This window comes from Enterobacter sp. PL_is514 (genome assembly GCF_055816715.1).
In genome coordinates this window covers 566,336-585,090 of sequence record NZ_JBVPGN010000034.1, presented here as the reverse complement: position 1 = coordinate 585,090, position 18,755 = coordinate 566,336, and the positions used below count along the sequence as shown (strand labels likewise).

Sequence of the window (18,755 nt, the reverse complement as noted above, 5' to 3'; positions counted from 1 at the left end):
CTGTCATGGAATTAACGCAACATCAGGCCGACGCGTTTGCCCGCATGCCTTTGACCTATTTGCGCCAGGAATACCCGAACCACATCATGCACCTGCTTAATGATGATGGTGACGTTCTGCCGCCTCGTGAACTGCATCCCATTTTCTACGGCTGTTTTGACTGGCACTCGGCGGTGCACGGTTACTGGCTGCTGCTGCGCTGCGTGCGCCTCTATCCAGAATTACCGTGTCGGGACGCGATCGTCGCGCTTTTTGACGAGCACATGACCGAAGAGAACGTGGTGAAGGAGCTGGCCTATTTTACCGCGCCGTTCCGCGCCTCGTTTGAGCGGCCGTATGGCTACGGCTGGCTGCTGGCGCTGGCCCAGGAGCTGAAGCAGTCGTCGCTGCCGCAGGCCGCGGGCTGGTACCAGACGCTGGCGCCGCTCACCCAGGATATTCGCAACCGGCTGGTGGATTACCTCGGTAAGCTCACCTATCCGATCCGCGTCGGGACGCACTACAACACCGCGTTTGCCCTCGCGCTGGCGCTCGATTACGGTCGCGCAGTCGGAGACAAGGCGCTTGAACAGGCGATTGTGGCAGCGGCGGAGCGGTTTTATCTCGCCGACACGCGCTATCCGGCTCATTATGAGCCCGGCGGAGACGAGTATATTTCCGGCGCGCTGACGGAGGCGCTGCTGATGAGCAAGGTGGCTGAAGACTTCCCGGCCTGGTTTGACGCGTTTCTGCCGGAGGTGGGCGCCGTTACGGCACTGATGAACCCGGCGGAAGTGAGCGATCGTACCGACCCGAAAATTGCCCATCTGGACGGGTTAAACCTCAGCCGCGCGTGGTGTATGAAGCACATTGCGAAAGCGCTTCCAGCCAGCCACCCGGCGCAACCGGCATTGCGCGAGGCGGTGACGAAACATCTGGCCGCAAGTGTCGGGCATGTGGTCGGCAGCCACTATAGCGGCGGGCACTGGCTGGCGAGCTTTGCGCTGCTGGCGCTGGAGTAAACAAACGCGCCGTCTTTCTTGCCGGGTGGCGCTGCGCTTACCCGGCCTACATTGTGCAACGCTTGCCTGTAGGCCTAGCCGGGCGCAGCCTACATTTCTTTGATTTTTAATGCGATTAATACCTTAGTCGGATATTTTCCCGTCATTTCTCTGGAAACAGATATCTTTTTTACCATCACAAAAGTGTACGATACGCGGCCACATACCCAATACCCACAGTGGATGGATGGTTAATATGGCTGTTATACCTTTGTTGCCTAAAGAAGGAATCGCACTTGTGTTGGCAAACATGAGGATTGCAAGAGCGCATGGTATGAGTAGAAACATGGCTATCCCTACGACCTATCTTTGGTTTTATCAAAAAGTAAGAAATAAGGGGCCGTGGGATTACAAGCAAGGACACCCGGAGTTAGCAAATTTTGGGAACTTCAATTATGGTTCGGCTGGCTATGCTGCCGGGATACCATCAGAAACGCTATTGATGGGTGCTGGATGGGCGCAGGAAAGAGCTAAAACCTCCAAAAAGAAATGGGGGTACTGGTATCAAAAACCGCCTTATGGGGATGATCCTCACGATCAGTTTTGGATAAGGCAAGGTATAGAATATGCAAAGAAATACGGTTATTAAACGGCTTCATTGCTTACTCACAACGATTCTATTGCTCGTTGTTTGTGGGTTTCTGACATATCAATACTATTTTAACGCACCTTCTCACGATAGTTTTGTCAGCAAACAGAAACTCTCTGATTCCGTCACACTGTACATAACTAAGTATGATGATGGAGGCGCTACGGTGTCGGATGTTTACCGCTTCTATTTAGATAAAGACAACAGCGGGAACATTATGAAAGCCCTTGAAGATCGATCACCATTCCTTGAAGCCAATACAAGTAATGTTACTGCTTCAGCTTATGGGAACACGGTAAATGTAAAAATCACCGGCAAGGTTTATTCATTCACTAATTCTGATCTGTTCTATGCAGATGGTGTAGCGATCATGCCTGTAATTAACCTCATAGCCAATGGAATAAGAGATTAATTAACATATATGCGTAAAAACGAGCAGCGCCTCTCGGCGCTGCAATAGTTTACGCTGATGCCCGAACCGCAGGGCGCAGCCTGCTCAGGCTAAATAAGACCGATCCCGTTGAGGCAATCACCGCAATCCACAGCGCCAGATGCACGGCCCGGTCATCAAGCGTTTGATGATCTGACCCTGTAGTGACAGCCAGCAGCACCCCCACCACGGCGGCGCCGAGACACTGGCCGAATGTCCTCACAATCGACAACACGCCGGAGGCATAGCTGGCATATTCCCGCGCGACGTTAGAGAGCATTTCCCGGTTATTGGGGCTCTGGAAGCAGCCAAATCCAATACCGCATACCAGACTGCGCAGGCAGATATTCCACACGGAAGGATTCTCCGGCAACGTGGCCAGCAGGACCAACCCACCCACAAAAATCACCAGCCCGAGGGTCGAGATCAGTGGCGCGGAGATCGTATCCGCCCAGCGACCCGCGTGCGGCGCGATCAGCACGATGCCAATCGGCCACGGGGTGAACAGCAGCGCCGACACCACCGGGCTGTAGCCATACACGCTCTGAAACAGGAACGGCAGCGCGACAAACGTGATCCCCTGGCTCACAAACGACGCCAGCGAGGTCAGCGCGGCGAGGGTGAAGCGCCCGTTTCTGAACATCACCGGCGGCAGTAGCGGATGTTGTGCATGCCGAATCCGCCAGGTAAAGGCTAAGGCGCCGACCAGCGCGAGAACGCCCCAGCAGACGGCCTCCTGGTTAATGTGTTGCGTCACGTGCTGAAGGCTGTCGGCCAGCATGATCGCTGAACCTAACAGCACGGCGGAGAGCACGGCGCCCGGCGCATCAAAGGGAGTGCGGTCAGCGGCCGATTCCCGCGGCAAGGCCCGCCATGCCAGCAGCAGGGCGATGCTGCCTGGAATAAGGTTAATGGCGAACAGCCACTGCCAGCTCAGGGCGTCCAGTATTGTTCCGCCGAGCACCGGGGCGATCGCCGTGCTGGAGGCGATAAGCAGGGCGTGCAGCCCCAGAATGCGGCCCAGCAACCGGCCCGGAAAAACGGAGCGCAGGATAGCCGGAGCAATACTCAGGGTCGCCGCGCCGCCGATGCCCTGCAGAATTCGCATCCCGGTTAACATTTCCGGCGTTGTTGCCATCGCGCAGCCGAGCGAGGTGAGCGTAAAGGTGGCAAGCCCGCTCAGAAAGACCGGGCGATAGCCCACGCGGGCTGCCAGCGCCGCGAAGATGGCCAACGTCATCGCCGCTGACAGCAGATAACCGTTGGCGAACCAGACCGCAACGTTCGCGGGGACCTGCATCGCTCTTGCCATGGAGGGGAGCGCGATGTTGATCATGGTACCGTCAAAAACGCCCATCAGCGTGGTGGTCATAACGGCGGCCATCACCCTGGCACGTTCATGTCCGGGTAAACCTTCATCGCCGGGCTGGTTTGAAAAGAGCGTCATCGTCGTTACTCCGAATAAGAATCGTGATGACGAAACTATAATCATGCGGTATACAGGGCGGAAGACGCAGCATTTGCACTTAATCATTGCACATGACGCCATATCTGAGGAGCTATCGTGTCCGATCCTGATTTTAACCTTCTGGTTGCGCTCGACGTTTTGCTGGCAGAAGCCAGCGTGGCGGGCGCGGCGCGACGTTTGAGCCTGAGCACCTCCGCCATGAGCCGCACCCTGAGCCGGCTGCGGGAGGTGACCGGCGATCCGATCCTGGTGCGGGCTGGTCGTCACATGGTGCTGACGCCCTGGGCCGAAGCTACCCGGGACCGCGCCAGAAGCGCCGTGCACGAGGCGAGGGCGGTGCTGCAACCCTCCACCGACGCGCTGAAGGTGGAAAGCCTCGAACGGCTGTTCACCATCCGGGCCAACGACGGTTTTGTGGTGGCGTTTGGGCCTCTGCTCATTGCTGCGGTGGCGAGCGTCGCGCCCGGGGTGTGCATCCGCTTCTCACCGAAACCGGAAAAAACGTCGCGCTACTTGCGTGAGGGACTTGTCGATCTGGAGATCGGCGTGCAGGGTAACATGGGGCCTGAAATACGGCTGCAAAGGCTCTTTCAGGATCGGTTTGTTGGCGCGGTGCGTAAGGGGCATCCGCTGTCAGAGCAGCCGGAGGTCAGCCTGAGTGACTATGTTTCCTGGGGCCATGTGGTAGCCTCACCGGACGGATCGCTGCACGGGTTTGTCGATGAGGCGCTGGCGGATCGCGGGATGAAGCGCAAGGTCGCCAGCGTGGTGCCCGGCTTTCCGACGGCGTTATCCGTGGCGCTGGCCTCCGATCTGATTGCCATGGTGCCGGCGTTATACCTGCTCAATCAGGCGATGACCGAGCGCGTGCACGTCTTTGAACTGCCCTTTAAGACCCGGACCATAACGGTTTCACAGATGTGGCATCCGCGCATGGAGAGGGACCCGGCGCACCGGTGGCTCAGGGAAAAGGTCCTTGAGGTGTGCCGTGCTGTTTGCTGACGCTCAGAGCACTTTCCCCGGCACGGTGAGGATGAAGCGCGTCGACACCGCATCCGATTCCACGCGGACTTTTCCCTGATGTGCGGTAACAATGGACTTCACGATAGCAAGCCCAATTCCGCTGCCTTCGCCTTTACGCTGCCTGGACGGATCGACGCGATAAAAACGGTCAAACAGCTTCGGCAGATGCGCCGGCGGGATCGGCGTGCCGGGGTTTTCTGTCACCAGCTCAACGTCGTTATCCTGTTTTCGCAGTGTGACCGTCACCGTTTTGCCCGCTGGCGTATAGCGCAGGGCGTTGGATAACAGATTATTTATGGCCCTTCTGAACATCTGCGGATCGCCTTCTATCAGGCAGGGCATCCCGTTAAACTTCAGCGCGATGTGACGTTCTTCCGCCCAGGCTTCGAAGAAATCAAACACTTTCATGACCTCGGCGCTTAAATCAAACATCACCCGGTCAGGGATGAGCTGATTGTTATCCGCCTGCGCCAGGAAAAGCATGTCGCTGACCATGCGGGTCATCCGGTTGTACTCTTCCAGGCTGGAGTACAACACATCCTCCAGCTCCTTCGGAGTGCGGTTCTGACTCAGCGCGATTTCCGTTTGCGTCACCAGGTTGGTGATGGGGGTTCTGATTTCGTGCGCGATGTCGGCGGAAAAGTTAGCCTGACGGGTAAAGACATCTTCAATCTTTTCGATCATCTGGTTGAAGGAGATGACCAGCTGCTCCAGCTCAACGGGTACGCGGGACGGCTCCAGTCGTGCATCCAGATTTTCAGAGGTGATGTTTTTTATGACGTTGCTGACGTTACGCAGAGGCAAATGTCCCTGGCGCACCGCGATGCGAATGACAAGGATAATCAGCAGGCTGATAACCGCTGCAATCGCCAGGAGATTCTTTTTCAGCGCTTCAAGATAGTGGAGATGAAAATTAATGGAGAGCCCAATCAGCATGACGTAGTCCTGGGTTTTTCCCTGCAGCGTCGCCGTGCCTGAAGAGGCGATAATCCGGTAGGTTTCCATTTTCATGTCGGACCCGGCGTGCATGGGGTTGGCCGGGTCTTCTACCGTCCAGAGAAACACATCCTGTGCGCGACGGTGTTCGCTAAAGTTCGCCGTGTTCATTGCCGGGCGCAAAGCCGCCCCTTGCGCCGAGCTGAACAGGGTATTGCCCTGCGGATCCAGAAGCAGGACGGCCACGTTGCGGTAGCTGGCGATCGACTCTTTAATCTTGCTGATTTTCTTTTGATCGGGATCGGCCGGTGATTGCAGTATGCGGTGCATCGCAGTGCTGATTTGCTGCAGATCGCTGATATCCTGCTCGGCGAAATGCTTTTCAACGGAATGGAGCATAAACCAGGTAAAGGCGAAAAAGGCCAGTATAGTGGAGAGACTGATAAGAAAGGTCAGCCGCAGGGCAAGAGAAAAGGGGCGCCGGGGAAGCTTAACGTGCATCCGGCACCTCCAGCATATAGCCCACGCCGCGCACCGTCTGGATCAGCTTCGGTTCAAAATCGTTATCGATTTTCGCGCGCAGCCGCTTTACCGCCACGTCAATCGCGTTTGTGTCGCTGTCAAAATTCATGTCCCACACCTGGGAGGCAATCAGGGAGCGGGGAAGCACTTCCCCCTGATGGCGCATGAAAAACTCCAGCAGGCTGAACTCTTTGCTGGTTAACAGGATGCGACTTCCGGCCCGGCTGACCTTTCTCGACACGAGGTCAACCGTCAGGTCAGCCACCTGAAGCTGGCTTTCCGCGATCACCGTATTTCCGCGTCTTAACAGCGTCCTTACCCTGGCGAGCAGCTCGGCAAAGGCGAAAGGCTTAATCAGATAATCATCCGCGCCCAGCTCCAGCCCTTTAACCCGATGTTCAATCGTACCGAGAGCCGTAAGTAACAGAATGGGCATCCCTTTGCCGGCAGAGCGGAGCATACGGACAATGTCCCAGCCGTTCACATCGGGCAGCATGATATCCAGAATCAGCAGATCGTATTCAGCGGTCATGGCGAGATGGTAGCCGTTCAGGCCATTATCCGCGTGGTCCACAACAAATCCGGCTTCAGTCAGCCCCTTACACAGGTACTCACCGGTTTTCATTTCGTCTTCGACGATCAGTATTTTCATCGTGCTCCCCAGAATGGCTGCTGATGACATTCTATGGCGCCCGCGACCGTTCACAATGACTTACGTTAAAAATGACAACATTGTCATTATCCTGTCACCCGTCAAACAGGATGTGTTCCGTAGAGTAGCCCTAAAAATACTCTGGACTTCATTTGAACCGTTATGTTCCTGATAAAACGACTTAGCATCAGTACGGTATTTATCCTGGCAGGCTGCGTCTCGCTGGCTCCCGACTATCAGCGCCCGGCGTCACCGGTACCTCAGCAATTTTCACTCTCGCGCAACGGCCTGACGCCCGCGGTGGCGGGTTATCAGGACACCGGCTGGCGCACCTTTTTTGCCGACCCGCAGGTAGCGGGGCTGATTACGGAAGCCCTGAATAACAATCGCGATGTAAAAATGGCCGCCCTGAAGGTTGAAGAGGCGCGGGCGCAGTTCAACGTGACGGATGCAGACCGTTATCCTCAGCTGAATGCCTCTTCGGGTATCACGTACAGCGGCGGGCTTAAAAGTGACAAACCCACCACGCAGCAGTACGACGCGGGCCTTGCGCTTAGCTATGAACTCGACTTCTTCGGCAAGCTGAGGAACATGAGCGAGGCTGACCGACAAAACTATTTCGCCAGCGAAGAGGCCCGGCGCGCGGTGCATATCCTGCTCGTCTCTAACGTTTCTCAAAGCTATTTCAACCAGCAGCTGGCGTATAAACAGCTGCGTATTGCGCGGGAAACGCTGACAAATTACCAGCAGTCTTATGCGTTCGTTGAGCAGCAGCTGGTGACGGGCAGTACGAACGTCCTGGCGCTGGAGCAGGCCCGGGGACAGATCGAAAGCACGCAGGCAGATATTGCCAAACGAGAGGGAGAGCTGGCGCAGGCCAATAATGCCCTGCAGCTGGTCCTCGGCACGTATCGCGCGCTCCCGGGCGACAGCGGCATGAATGCCGGCGATGTCGCGCCGGTAAAACTGCCTCCCCATCTTTCCTCAGCGATACTGTTACAGCGCCCGGATATTATGGAGGCGGAGTACCAGCTTAAAGCGGCCGATGCGAATATCGGCGCCGCGCGTGCCGCCTTTTTCCCGTCCATATCACTAACCAGCGGGCTTTCCACAGGTAGTACGGAATTATCCAGCCTGTTCACGTCAGGGAGCGGGATGTGGAATTTTATTCCTAAAATCGAAATTCCCATTTTCAATGCGGGCAGGAATAAGGCCAACCTGAAGCTGGCTGAAATTCGTCAGCAGCAGTCGGTTGTTAATTACGAACAAAAAATTCAGTCCGCCTTCAAACAGGTTGCCGACGCGCTCGCGCTGCGGGACAGCATTAACCAGCAGCTTGCTGCGCAACAGCGGTATCTTGATTCGCTACGCATCACCCTGCAGCGGGCCAGAGGGTTATATTCCAGCGGGGCGGTCAGCTATATCGAAGTGCTTGATGCGGAACGTTCTCTTTTCTCCACGCAGCAAAATATTCTCGACCTTATTTATGCCCGGCAGGTTAATGAAATTAATCTTTTCACCGCGCTTGGCGGCGGTTGGGTCGAATAACGTTATTTAATTAAACAGGAAAATAAACATGCGCAATTCACTTAAGGCTGTTGTATTCGGTGCGATCTCTATTGTGTTTTCTGCTGGCCTCCAGGCTGAAGTTCATCAGCACGAGGGAATGAGTGCTGCCAGCGAAGGGAGCTCAGAGCAGCTCATCACCGGGACCGGTATCGTGAAGGACATTGATCTCACAAATAAAAAAGTCACGATTTCTCATGAGGCCATCCCGGCGATTGGCTGGCCCGCGATGACCATGCGTTTCACCTTTATTCAGGCCGATGAGAGTATCAACGCCTTAAAGGTCGGCAGTCACGTTGATTTTTCGTTTGTTCAGCAGGGCAATATCTCTTTACTGAAGAGCATTAAATAGCGAGATACGGCATGGCCTCATTAAAAATAAAATATGCTGCCATGATAGTCAGCAGCCTGATTGCGGGAGGGCTGATATCGGTAACGGCATGGCAGGCTTTTCATTCGTCTGAAAAAACAGAAAACAGCGTCTCTGAAAGAAAGGTGCTTTTCTGGTATGACCCGATGAAGCCCGACGTTAAATTCGATAAGCCCGGTAAATCGCCGTTTATGGATATGGATCTGGTGCCGAAATATGCGGACGAAAATGACGATAAAAGCAGCACCGGAATACGTATCGACCCGACACAGGTTCAGAACCTGGGATTAAAAACGCAAAAGGTGACGCGCGGAACGCTGAATTATGCCCAGACGATCCCGGCCAACGTCAGCTATAACGACTATCAGTTTGTCATTGTGCAGGCGCGTGCGGAAGGGTTCGTGGAGAAAGTGTATCCGCTGACGACGGGCGATAAGGTGAAGAAAGGCACGCCGCTGATTGATATTACCATTCCGGACTGGGTCGAAGCGCAGAGCGAGTTTCTGCTGCTATCCGGCACCGGTGGAACGCCAACGCAAATAAAAGGTGTGCTGGAGCGTCTTCGCCTGGCCGGAATGCCGGATGACGATATTCAGAGGCTGCGTGCGACCCGAACGATCCAGACCCGGTTTACCATCAAGGCGCCTATCGACGGGGTGATCACGGCCTTTGACCTGCGTACCGGGATGAATATTTCCAAAGATAAGGTGGTGGCGCAAATTCAGGGAATGGATCCGGTCTGGATCGGCGCGGCAGTACCTGAATCCATCGCTTATCTGCTGAAAGATACCTCGCAGTTTGCTGTTTCCATACCGGCTTATCCGGATAAATCCTTCCCGGTTGAAAAGTGGAGTCTTCTGCCGAGCGTGGATCAAACCACCCGTACGCTGCAGGTGCGTCTGCAGGTCTCTAACAAGGATGAACTGCTGAAACCGGGCATGAATGCCTACCTGAAGCTAAATACCCAAAGTCAGGAAATGCTGCTGATCCCCTCCCAGGCCGTAATCGATACCGGCAAAGAACAGCGCGTTATTACCGTTGATGCGGACGGGAATTTTGTGCCGAAAAGGATCCACGTTCTGCATGAAGCTCAGCAGCAGTCCGGCATTGGTAGCGGACTGGAAGAGGGAGAGTCGGTAGTGGTCAGCGGTCTGTTCCTGATTGACTCGGAGGCCAATATTACCGGCGCGCTGGAGCGCATGCGTCACGCTGAAACGGCTGACGGCGCGCATTCTGGCCATTAAGGAGACGATGATGATTGAATGGATTATCCGGCGGTCAGTCGCCAACCGTTTCCTGGTCATGATGGGGGCACTCTTCCTCAGCGTCTGGGGGACATGGACCATCATCAACACCCCGGTCGATGCCTTGCCCGATCTGTCTGACGTTCAGGTGATTATCAAAACCAGCTATCCCGGCCAGGCTCCGCAGATTGTTGAAAACCAGGTCACCTATCCACTCACCACCACCATGCTGTCGGTTCCCGGCGCAAAGACCGTGCGCGGTTTTTCGCAGTTTGGTGATTCGTATGTCTATGTCATTTTTGAAGATGGTACCGATTTGTACTGGGCCCGTTCGCGCGTGCTGGAGTATCTGAACCAGGTTCAGGGCAAACTGCCTGCCGGTGTGAGCTCAGAAATAGGCCCTGATGCCACGGGCGTGGGCTGGATATTTGAGTATGCGCTGGTGGATCGCAGCGGAAAACACGATCTCGCCGAGTTACGCTCGTTGCAGGACTGGTTCCTGAAATTTGAACTGAAAACGATCCCGAACGTGGCTGAAGTGGCCTCCGTCGGCGGCGTGGTGAAGCAGTATCAGATCCAGGTCAATCCGTTAAAACTGGCTCAGTACGGCATTAGTCTGCCGGAGGTTAAGCAGGCCCTTGAGTCGTCTAACCAGGAGGCAGGGGGATCGTCAGTTGAAATGGCGGAAGCGGAGTATATGGTCCGGGCCAGCGGCTATCTGCAGACGATGGACGATTTCAATAACATCGTTCTGAAAACCGGCGAGAACGGGGTACCGATTTACCTTCGTGATGTTGCCCGCGTACAAACGGGGCCGGAAATGCGGCGCGGTATTGCCGAGCTTAACGGGCAGGGTGAAGTGGCGGGCGGCGTGGTGATCCTGCGTTCGGGTAAAAACGCGCGCGAGGTCATTACGGCGGTGAAAGATAAGCTGGAGACGCTGAAGGCCAGCCTGCCGGAAGGGGTTGAGATTGTGACTACCTACGATCGCAGCCAGCTCATCGATCGGGCAATCGACAACCTGAGTTCCAAGCTGCTCGAAGAGTTTATCGTGGTGGCCATCGTCTGCGCCCTGTTCCTCTGGCACGTTCGCTCGGCGCTGGTGGCAATTATCTCTCTGCCGCTTGGCCTGTGTATTGCCTTTATCGTCATGCATTTCCAGGGACTGAACGCCAATATCATGTCGCTGGGAGGTATTGCCATTGCGGTCGGCGCGATGGTGGATGCCGCTATCGTGATGATTGAAAACGCGCACAAACGGCTGGAAGAGTGGGATCACCAGCATCCGGGAGAGCAGATTGATAACGCCACGCGCTGGAAGGTGATCACCAACGCCTCTGTCGAGGTTGGCCCCGCGCTGTTTATCAGCCTGCTGATCATCACCTTGTCCTTCATTCCTATCTTTACCCTTGAGGGTCAGGAAGGGCGGCTGTTTGGTCCGCTGGCCTTCACGAAAACGTACGCCATGGCGGGCGCGGCCGCGCTGGCCATCATTGTTATCCCCATCCTGATGGGATTCTGGATCCGGGGTAAAATCCCCGCAGAGACCAGTAACCCATTGAACAGGCTACTGATTAAAGCCTATCATCCTCTACTGATTCGTGTGCTCCACTGGCCTAAAACAACGCTGCTGGCTGCGGCCTTATCCATCTTCACGGTGATCTGGCCCCTGAGCCAGGTGGGCGGCGAGTTCTTGCCAAAGATAAATGAAGGTGACCTGCTGTATATGCCGTCAACATTGCCGGGCGTCTCTCCGGCTGAAGCTGCCGCGCTGTTACAGACCACGGACAAACTCATCAAAACCGTGCCTGAAGTGGCCTCGGTGTTTGGCAAAACCGGCAAGGCCGAAACGGCAACGGATTCCGCGCCGCTCGAAATGGTGGAAACCACCATTCAGCTCAAGCCTGAGGATCAGTGGCGGCCCGGCATGACGATTGACAAGATCGTTGACGAGCTAGACAAGACCGTTCGTTTGCCTGGCCTGGCGAACCTCTGGGTTCCGCCCATTCGTAACCGGATAGACATGCTTTCGACCGGGATCAAAAGCCCCATCGGTATCAAAGTGTCAGGTACCGTTCTGTCGGATATTGACGCCACGGCGCAGAGCATTGAGGCGGTAGCCAAAACGGTGCCGGGCGTGGTGTCTGCCCTGGCTGAACGTCTGGAGGGCGGGCGCTACATTGATGTCGATATCAACCGGGAAAAAGCCTCCCGCTACGGGATGACGGTGGGTGATGTGCAGCTCTTTGTCTCCTTGGCCATCGGCGGGGCGACGGTGGGTGAAACGGTGGAAGGCGTCGCCCGATACCCGATTAATATTCGCTATCCTCAGGATTACCGGAACAGCCCGAGCGCGTTGAAGCAGATGCCTCTCCTCACGCCGATGAAACAGCAGATCACGCTGGGTGATGTTGCGGATATCAACGTGGTTTCCGGCCCCACGATGCTAAAAACGGAGAATGCCCGACCTGCGAGCTGGATTTATATCGATGCCCGCGGCAGGGATATGGTGTCGGTGGTGAACGACATTAAAATGGCTATCAGTCAGAACGTAAAGCTGAGACCGGGTACCAGCGTCTCATTCTCCGGACAGTTTGAACTGCTCGAACACGCCAACAAGAAACTGAAGCTGATGGTGCCGATGACGGTGATGATCATCTTCATTCTGCTGTATCTGGCGTTCCGTCGCCTGGATGAAGCGTTGCTGATCCTGATGAGCTTGCCGTTCGCCCTGGTCGGAGGAATATGGTTCCTCTACTGGCAGGGCTTCCATATGTCTGTGGCAACCGGCACCGGTTTTATCGCTCTGGCCGGGGTAGCGGCAGAATTTGGGGTGGTCATGCTGATGTATTTGCGTCATGCCATTGAAGCACACCCGGCGTTATCCCATCGGGAAACGTTCACCGAACAGGGGCTAGATGACGCTCTTTATCATGGCGCGGTGCTGCGCGTGCGGCCAAAGGCGATGACCGTCGCGGTGATTATTGCCGGTCTGCTGCCCATTCTGTGGGGTACCGGTGCCGGGTCAGAAGTCATGAGCCGGATAGCGGCGCCCATGATTGGCGGCATGATCACGGCTCCGCTACTATCGCTGTTTATTATTCCTGCGGCGTATAAGTTAATTTGGTTGCGCAGGCATAAAAAGCCATAAAAAAAACCGCCAGTGATGGCGGTTTTTTTTATGGGATGAACGCTTAGCGCGCTGTTTTAGCACGCGTCTGGCTGAGAAGCTTGCGCCAGGCACGATTATGCAGAGTAAACAGCAGCATCTTATAGAAGGCAGTGGAAAGGATACAGCTGCCGCTAAGCAGTAGCATGACGGAACTCACTAGCGCCGCGGTCAGACTGACGCCCGGAGCAGCGCTACCGCTCAGCGCGACCAGCAGATAGGCTGCCGTTAATACCAGGCTTATCACCGCCAGCGTAAGGTGTAACCGCACGGCGCGCATGCTGCCTTTGCCAATCATAAACATTGTCACGCCGTTAAGGCCAGCGAACAGAAGGGCGATCAGGACAACCCAGACGAATACGTGTCCCGCTGGCTGGTCGAGTTCGGCGAGTACGCCATACCCCAGCCACAGCTGAGGAATAGCGAAACTGACAATCACCCCGAGAGTACTGATTGCCGCCGGAATACCCATGGTGTGTAAACCCACAGGTTTGCCCATTTCTTCAGCCAACTGAGTCTTTAGCTGTTGCAGCTGTGTAGGGGAGGCATTGCTTATGCTGGTAGCCACCTCGTTACAGTGTTGCAGGCGACGGGATAAATTTCTAATTATTTGAATAATCAACGTTTTGTATCTCTCATTCCTTGAGTGCCGGAATAGGGTAGGGAATAAGCTCATAGAGTGACAGAAATGTCACTCGCCAGTCATGCGATAAACAGTAGCCGGTTTTTATAATTCATTATAAAGAAGGCCTCCAACTGTTGGGCGCTTTAACTTCGGAGATACCGTTATGAAAAAGACCCTTTTATCTGTTATTGCCCTCCTGGCGGTTTCTGCATCCAGCTGGGCGGCAGAGACAAACAGCAACAAACAGGCAGCACTGCCCCATGACATGATGCAAAGCAACACATCGGATTCGAGCCAGGGCATGGCGGAAATGCATAAGGAGATGATCAAAACCCGTCCATGCGGTACTAACGAAGCAGCGACGTCGTTTTCCGCGATGAATGAACACGAGAAAGCGGCGATTGCACACGAGACGGCGAATAACGGCCAGTCTTCGGTCAGCCATCAGCAGCAGGCGCAACAACATCGTCGCCAGATGACAGAGAATTAATCCGCTGCGAAGCCTCTCGAGGCCGTAAACCCTCCATCGATCCTGCTGAAGTGTATCGTCTGCATGTGGTCGCGAAAATGGGCGGCACGGCAATTTGAAAACCCGCAGGTAACTTTGCGGGTTTTTTATTTCAGCCGAAAAAAGGCCTACAAATCAAAATTTAAAATATTTATACAATTAAGCTTTGATTAATAAATAAACTAACCATTAACAATTGCTTAATTGTTAATTTAAAACAAAAGCGATTTTTCTTTGCCTTTTTCTGGGGGAGGGGGTGTTTATTCTGATAATAATTAATCACTTGAGGCATTGCTCTGGATTAAGATGAAAAAGCCATCATTGCTACTTTGCTTATGTTATAAAGTAGCACATTACACCATGTAAACCATGGTGCAGTAAAATGAAATTCCGTATTATTAAAGTCAGTTGCGGGAAATGATTGTACCACTAATATTTAAGAACGTTCTGATTGCCAGTTATTGCACTGGTTAAAATATAAAATATATCACAAGCAGCTTCTGCCAGATTGAAGCTGGTGGTTTTTTTCTTTACAAATATGTATGGAAATAAATGGATTCCAGAAACCATTTCAAAATAGATGGGGCGAACTCCGAAAAGCCAAATGAGTAGGATGACTAATATCGAGGCAATATCATGTCGAATCAAGAGACTATTGTTGGTGGCTGGACGGCTTATCATACGTTGACCGAAAAAGATTGGCAGGTATTTAAAGAAGCCATGGCGGGATTTGTTGGTGTAACGTATGAGCCGCAGGCCGTCTCAACGCAGTTAGTGGCCGGGACAAATTATCGCTTCAAGTGCCTTGCTTCAATTCCGCCTGCTTTAGTGGTGTGGGAGTCTATTGTTGAAATCCTCCAGCCTTTGCAGGGGGCTCCGCATATTGTCGGGATCACCCGAATCTGAACTTTCAATCAATACTGTGTCAATGCGTGATTTAGGAAAACATTCCAGGCTTTGACGGTCTTTTCGTAAATAAGTGCTTTTTATTAACTTGGCTTTGCTTTAATCCACTTATTGAAAGAAGTTGTGAGCTTAAAACACGATTTCCTTGGTATGAAATGACCTGATTAGCCACGGTCAATATGTTTTATATTTAACTGAGTTCTAAGAGTTCACTCCGATCTTAGTAACAGAAAGGGTATTTAATAATGCTAAATCATATTCTACAGGCCGGCACTAATCCGTCGATTAACAGTAATAACATGAAAGCGAGTGCTGATGCCTCAACCACGGCAGCTGTGATTATTCAAAACTATGTAGGCACCATTTTAACACAGGCCGATCTCTCTCTGCCTGATATATTACCCGATCTACCGGAACATCAGGCAAAGGCCAGAGACCATGCCACATCCTGGCGTGATGCCATACAGCCGCAAATGATCTCAACCAATACGGATATTGTGAGCTTCTCTAACAATTTTGATTCCTATTATGATCCTTTGGTTAAGCTGGCGGTAAAAATACAGCAAAACCCTTCGGACACAGCATCAATTAATACTTTTAAACTGGGTGTTCAGCAACTTCAGGCGTTGGTCGCTCAAAAACAAACCGCTACGCATACCGTGGTTAATTCAGTGGGGGGGTTCCAGACCACGCTTGCCGAAGATGCCCGCAATTTCGCCAGTGATTTTTCGACGGCAGAGGCGGCATTAGCCGGTAAAGACGGGCAAATTGCCGCACTGGGGAAACAAATCGACGCTATTAATTCCGCCATGAGTAAAGACTTGACTATGATTGCAGCGGGTTCAACCGCCGCAGTGGTAGGGGGATTAATGATTGCCGTGGGGGCACTGGCGGAAATTGCGACCGCAGGCGTCAGTACCGCACTGATTGTCGGTGGATTGGTGGTCGTTGGAGCCGGTGCTGGTGTTGCCATTGCTGGGGGAGTTGACTATGCCAAGCAAACCAGCGCGCTCAGCACGGCCATTACGACCAGAACAAAACTACAACAACAGTATTCTGCCACCAAAAACGTGAATACGATTGTTCAGAATCTTTCAGGCCAGGCATCTGCTGCGGTTCAGGCCGCGGGTTCTTTACTGACAGGTTGGCAGACGCTAGAACAGGACTTTATTGTCTTCCAGTCGGCGCTGACCAGCGCGACCCCCGATTTAGGTTATTTCCTGATCGCGCAACTCAATGCGGCGAAAGCGGACTGGGATGACGTTGGCAATCATGCCCGTAAACTCCTGGATTATGGTTCTTTACCGGTCAGCAACGCTTCGGTTACCAGCGGTGGGATCCTGTTACCTAATCCAACGGCGACGTTTGCACGGCTGGCTGCTGCATAGCGTTCATCAATCATCAATCAGGCCCGTGAGGGTCTGATTGTTTTAACAGAAAAACCGGACGCATCGTTTCACGATGATGCCAATAAAAGACCCATGTCTAAGGTTCAGAGTATGCCAGCATTAAAAGTCAGCTTTACTCAGGCATTAGCGGCTCAACAAAATGTGCGTCAACAGATGAAGCAGGTCGCACAACAATTAGAACAGCTTCCGCCCATTAACGAACCGCAGATCTCCGACCTGAATGAAAATATTGTCTCCGTCCACAATCATGCGAATTATTATCTGTCTGACATTGTGGTGAAAATGGATTCGTTGTATTCCGACGCTATCAGGTTTGGAGACGCGCTGGATTCTACGGTTGCTAACATCCGTTCTGAATTAAATGGTCCTGACGGACAGGAGTATCTCGCAAAAGCTCAGGGGCAGATTAAGCAATTACTCTCCGACAGCTCGCCGCTATCCGCCTCTCTGAATAATTTCAATGAAGTTGTTATTTCCTTTAATAATAACATTACGTCGGACTCAAGGAACTTGCTAGCCGATCAGCAAAAGGCGCAACAGTTATTAGCTGCCGATCGGGCAAGATTAGAGGCTCTTAACGCTCAGCTGAATGCGCTGAATGCTGAGCTTGAAAGTAAAAAGAGGATGGAAATTATCATCGGCATTTTTACTCTTGGGATTGGCGCCGCCATTATGGAATTAACAGGCTATGTGCAAAGCACAGAGCGGGCGATTGGCCAGGCGCAACAGGAAACGGAGAGGCTTTATCAGGAAATAGGACAGCTCGGCGCCACCAGTGATGCACTGAACGCATTGACCAAAGGAACCGCTATTTTGTGTGGCCTGACACAATCTCTTCAATATGGTTGGCAAACCGTGACGGCCGAGCTGTCGGAGGTCACCCAACAACAGGTGACTGCGGATTTTCTTATCGTCTCGGTTAATACCGTGCAGGCGAACTGGCAGGAAGTGATGCGCACCGTTGAGCAATTGCAGTAAGGCAAAAACCAATTAACGACTTTGAGGTTTTCATTATGATCATGCAAGCCATTGCAGCTGTGAAAAATGATACTGAATCATCATCAACCAATACCTTAATGACAGGTATTCAGGGCATTGGTGCTTCATCGATTGCTCAACAGACTTATGCGAGCACTGTATTATGTCAACCCAACATTCATTTAGATATTTTACCTGATCTTCCTGCACAGCAGGCTATTGCGCGCGATCAGGCGCAGGAATGGTTGTCCTCGATTAATCCGGCGGCCATTTCTTCTCTGGTGAATGTGCGTAATTTTTCGAATCAGGTGGGGGCTTATGTCGATGCACTTCTTCCGGCGGCACAAAAATATGACATGGGGGATAAAAGCCAGCTTCCTTATATCCAGCAGGGCATCCAGCAGCTGCTTTTTCTTGCTCAGAAAAACGTCACTTCCACGGGGGTGTTTGTCGATAACGTCCAGGTTTATGTGAATGGGATCAACAGCAGTCAGAGCACATTTAAAGAGGCTAAAGAAACCGTGCAGACGCAAATTACCGGTGATAAAGGGGAAATATCGGCACTTCGGCAGAAGCTAAACGATCTGAATAAACAGATGGATGCAGATATTGTGCAGATTTCGGCGGGAGCGGTGAGCGACATTATAGGGATCGGCATGATTGTCATTGCGGCCACAACAATTATCGAAACCGGTGGGGCAACGCAAACGCTTCTGGCTGCAGGTATTACCCTGGTCGCGGGCGGAACGCTGGCGATGACCATAAGCTCTGCCGATATCGTCAAAGCGCAAAAAGAGTACAGCACAACGTTGACCAATCTCGTCGGGCTTGAATTGGAAGTGGCTGTTTTTGACACGGTTTATAACCAGTTGACGGCCAGTGAAAGACTTTCTCAGTCTGCCATTGATGCCGCTAAGCTGCTGGTCAACGGATGGCAGACCGTTGCTGATAGCTACCAGCAAACGCTGGCCGACCTGCAGCAGAGTTCAAAAGGGTATCTGGCACTGAGGCTGAGCGCGATGAAACGCCAGTGGCAACAGCTAGGCGAGCAGGCGGGAAGCGTGATGCAGTTAGGGCCGCTGCCTTTTAATACTGTTCCCGCAAATGAACTGAAGTCGAGTGCATGACAGGCGAAGAGCTGCCCGGCAACCGCCGGGCAGAAAAGCCTTTTAGAACAGGTATAGCGTCAGCACCGTTGGTTGAAGGTGGGTGGTACAAAACAGCATAAGTTAATAATCAACTTAATTTAACTATTCTGGGTTTGAGGAATATACATAATTTACGACAGCACCAGAAACAGTATAACAAACTGTTTTAAAT

General features: G+C 53.0%; 17 protein-coding genes and 1 pseudogene. 14 read left to right on the top strand and 4 right to left on the bottom strand.

Annotated elements, in window-relative coordinates:
• Positions 1 to 5: 5 nt before the first annotated feature.
• The 3 genes from AC0TNG_RS18415 (at position 6) to AC0TNG_RS18405 (ending at position 2,041) form a co-directional block, all read left to right on the top strand.
• Positions 6 to 1,001: a DUF2891 domain-containing protein gene (locus AC0TNG_RS18415; RefSeq protein ID WP_473702495.1), complete on the top strand. Its 996-nt coding sequence runs from the start codon at positions 6 to 8 to the stop codon at positions 999 to 1,001.
• A 235-nt stretch (positions 1,002 to 1,236) separates the two neighbouring features.
• Complete coding sequence (locus AC0TNG_RS18410) at positions 1,237 to 1,629, top strand: polymorphic toxin type 44 domain-containing protein (protein ID WP_333041857.1); 393 nt, start codon at positions 1,237 to 1,239, stop codon at positions 1,627 to 1,629.
• Entirely contained in the window at positions 1,607 to 2,041 is a 435-nt protein-coding gene (locus AC0TNG_RS18405; RefSeq protein WP_048958227.1) for a hypothetical protein, read from the top strand. The genes AC0TNG_RS18410 and AC0TNG_RS18405 overlap by 23 nt, the downstream gene beginning before the upstream one ends.
• A gap of 49 nt (positions 2,042 to 2,090) precedes the next feature.
• Here AC0TNG_RS18405 and AC0TNG_RS18400 read toward each other — a convergent pair whose 3' ends face one another.
• A complete protein-coding gene (locus AC0TNG_RS18400) occupies positions 2,091 to 3,506 on the bottom strand; it encodes an MFS transporter (protein ID WP_473702494.1) in 1,416 nt (471 codons plus the stop codon).
• Positions 3,507 to 3,623: 117 nt separating this feature from the next.
• Here AC0TNG_RS18400 and AC0TNG_RS18395 point away from each other — a divergent pair, with 117 nt between their 5' ends.
• Positions 3,624 to 4,529 (top strand): LysR family transcriptional regulator, encoded by a 906-nt coding sequence (locus tag AC0TNG_RS18395; RefSeq protein ID WP_473702493.1) that lies wholly within the window; start codon positions 3,624 to 3,626, stop codon positions 4,527 to 4,529.
• Between the two features lie 3 nt (positions 4,530 to 4,532).
• Here AC0TNG_RS18395 and AC0TNG_RS18390 read toward each other — a convergent pair whose 3' ends face one another.
• Positions 4,533 to 5,987, bottom strand: a complete 1,455-nt coding sequence (locus AC0TNG_RS18390; RefSeq protein ID WP_267216453.1) for a Cu(+)/Ag(+) sensor histidine kinase — start codon at positions 5,985 to 5,987, stop codon at positions 4,533 to 4,535.
• Entirely contained in the window at positions 5,977 to 6,660 is a 684-nt protein-coding gene (locus AC0TNG_RS18385; RefSeq protein ID WP_024908527.1) for a copper/silver response regulator transcription factor, read from the bottom strand. The genes AC0TNG_RS18390 and AC0TNG_RS18385 overlap by 11 nt, the downstream gene beginning before the upstream one ends.
• A 162-nt stretch (positions 6,661 to 6,822) precedes the next feature.
• On the opposite strand from AC0TNG_RS18385, the gene AC0TNG_RS18380 reads away from it, so the two are divergent.
• The 4 genes from AC0TNG_RS18380 to silA are packed head-to-tail and all read left to right on the top strand — an operon-like array spanning position 6,823 to position 12,991.
• Positions 6,823 to 8,208, top strand: a complete 1,386-nt coding sequence (locus AC0TNG_RS18380) for an efflux transporter outer membrane subunit (RefSeq protein ID WP_267216454.1) — start codon at positions 6,823 to 6,825, stop codon at positions 8,206 to 8,208.
• 28 nt (positions 8,209 to 8,236) lie between these two features.
• Positions 8,237 to 8,578 carry a cation efflux system protein CusF gene (gene cusF, locus AC0TNG_RS18375; protein ID WP_024908525.1) on the top strand — a complete coding sequence of 114 codons (342 nt, stop codon included), beginning with the start codon at positions 8,237 to 8,239 and terminating at the stop codon, positions 8,576 to 8,578.
• 11 nt (positions 8,579 to 8,589) lie between these two features.
• Entirely contained in the window at positions 8,590 to 9,840 is a 1,251-nt protein-coding gene (locus AC0TNG_RS18370) for an efflux RND transporter periplasmic adaptor subunit (RefSeq protein ID WP_473712902.1), read from the top strand.
• 10 nt (positions 9,841 to 9,850) lie between these two features.
• A complete protein-coding gene (silA, locus tag AC0TNG_RS18365) occupies positions 9,851 to 12,991 on the top strand; it encodes a Cu(+)/Ag(+) efflux RND transporter permease subunit SilA (RefSeq protein ID WP_417927704.1) in 3,141 nt (1,046 codons plus the stop codon).
• A 43-nt stretch (positions 12,992 to 13,034) separates the two neighbouring features.
• On the opposite strand, the gene AC0TNG_RS18360 is transcribed toward silA, so the two are convergent.
• Positions 13,035 to 13,496 carry a hypothetical protein gene (locus tag AC0TNG_RS18360; protein WP_417927407.1) on the bottom strand — a complete coding sequence of 154 codons (462 nt, stop codon included), beginning with the start codon at positions 13,494 to 13,496 and terminating at the stop codon, positions 13,035 to 13,037.
• Between the two features lie 301 nt (positions 13,497 to 13,797).
• Here AC0TNG_RS18360 and AC0TNG_RS18355 point away from each other — a divergent pair, with 301 nt between their 5' ends.
• The 6 genes and pseudogenes from AC0TNG_RS18355 to AC0TNG_RS18330 all read left to right on the top strand — a co-directional run bounded on the left by AC0TNG_RS18355 (position 13,798) and on the right by AC0TNG_RS18330 (position 18,562).
• A complete protein-coding gene (locus AC0TNG_RS18355) occupies positions 13,798 to 14,124 on the top strand; it encodes a Silver-binding protein (protein WP_417927406.1) in 327 nt (108 codons plus the stop codon).
• 17 nt (positions 14,125 to 14,141) lie between these two features.
• A pseudogene (locus AC0TNG_RS18350) lies at positions 14,142 to 14,219 on the top strand (recombinase family protein); the annotation flags it as partial.
• Between the two features lie 559 nt (positions 14,220 to 14,778).
• Positions 14,779 to 15,048, top strand: a complete 270-nt coding sequence (locus AC0TNG_RS18345) for a hypothetical protein (protein WP_417927405.1) — start codon at positions 14,779 to 14,781, stop codon at positions 15,046 to 15,048.
• A 245-nt stretch (positions 15,049 to 15,293) separates the two neighbouring features.
• Complete coding sequence (locus AC0TNG_RS18340; RefSeq protein WP_417927404.1) at positions 15,294 to 16,436, top strand: HBL/NHE enterotoxin family protein; 1,143 nt, start codon at positions 15,294 to 15,296, stop codon at positions 16,434 to 16,436.
• A gap of 111 nt (positions 16,437 to 16,547) precedes the next feature.
• Entirely contained in the window at positions 16,548 to 17,435 is an 888-nt protein-coding gene (locus tag AC0TNG_RS18335) for a hypothetical protein (RefSeq protein WP_473712901.1), read from the top strand.
• A 35-nt stretch (positions 17,436 to 17,470) separates the two neighbouring features.
• Positions 17,471 to 18,562 carry an HBL/NHE enterotoxin family protein gene (locus AC0TNG_RS18330; RefSeq protein WP_024908517.1) on the top strand — a complete coding sequence of 364 codons (1,092 nt, stop codon included), beginning with the start codon at positions 17,471 to 17,473 and terminating at the stop codon, positions 18,560 to 18,562.
• Positions 18,563 to 18,755 lie beyond the last annotated feature (193 nt).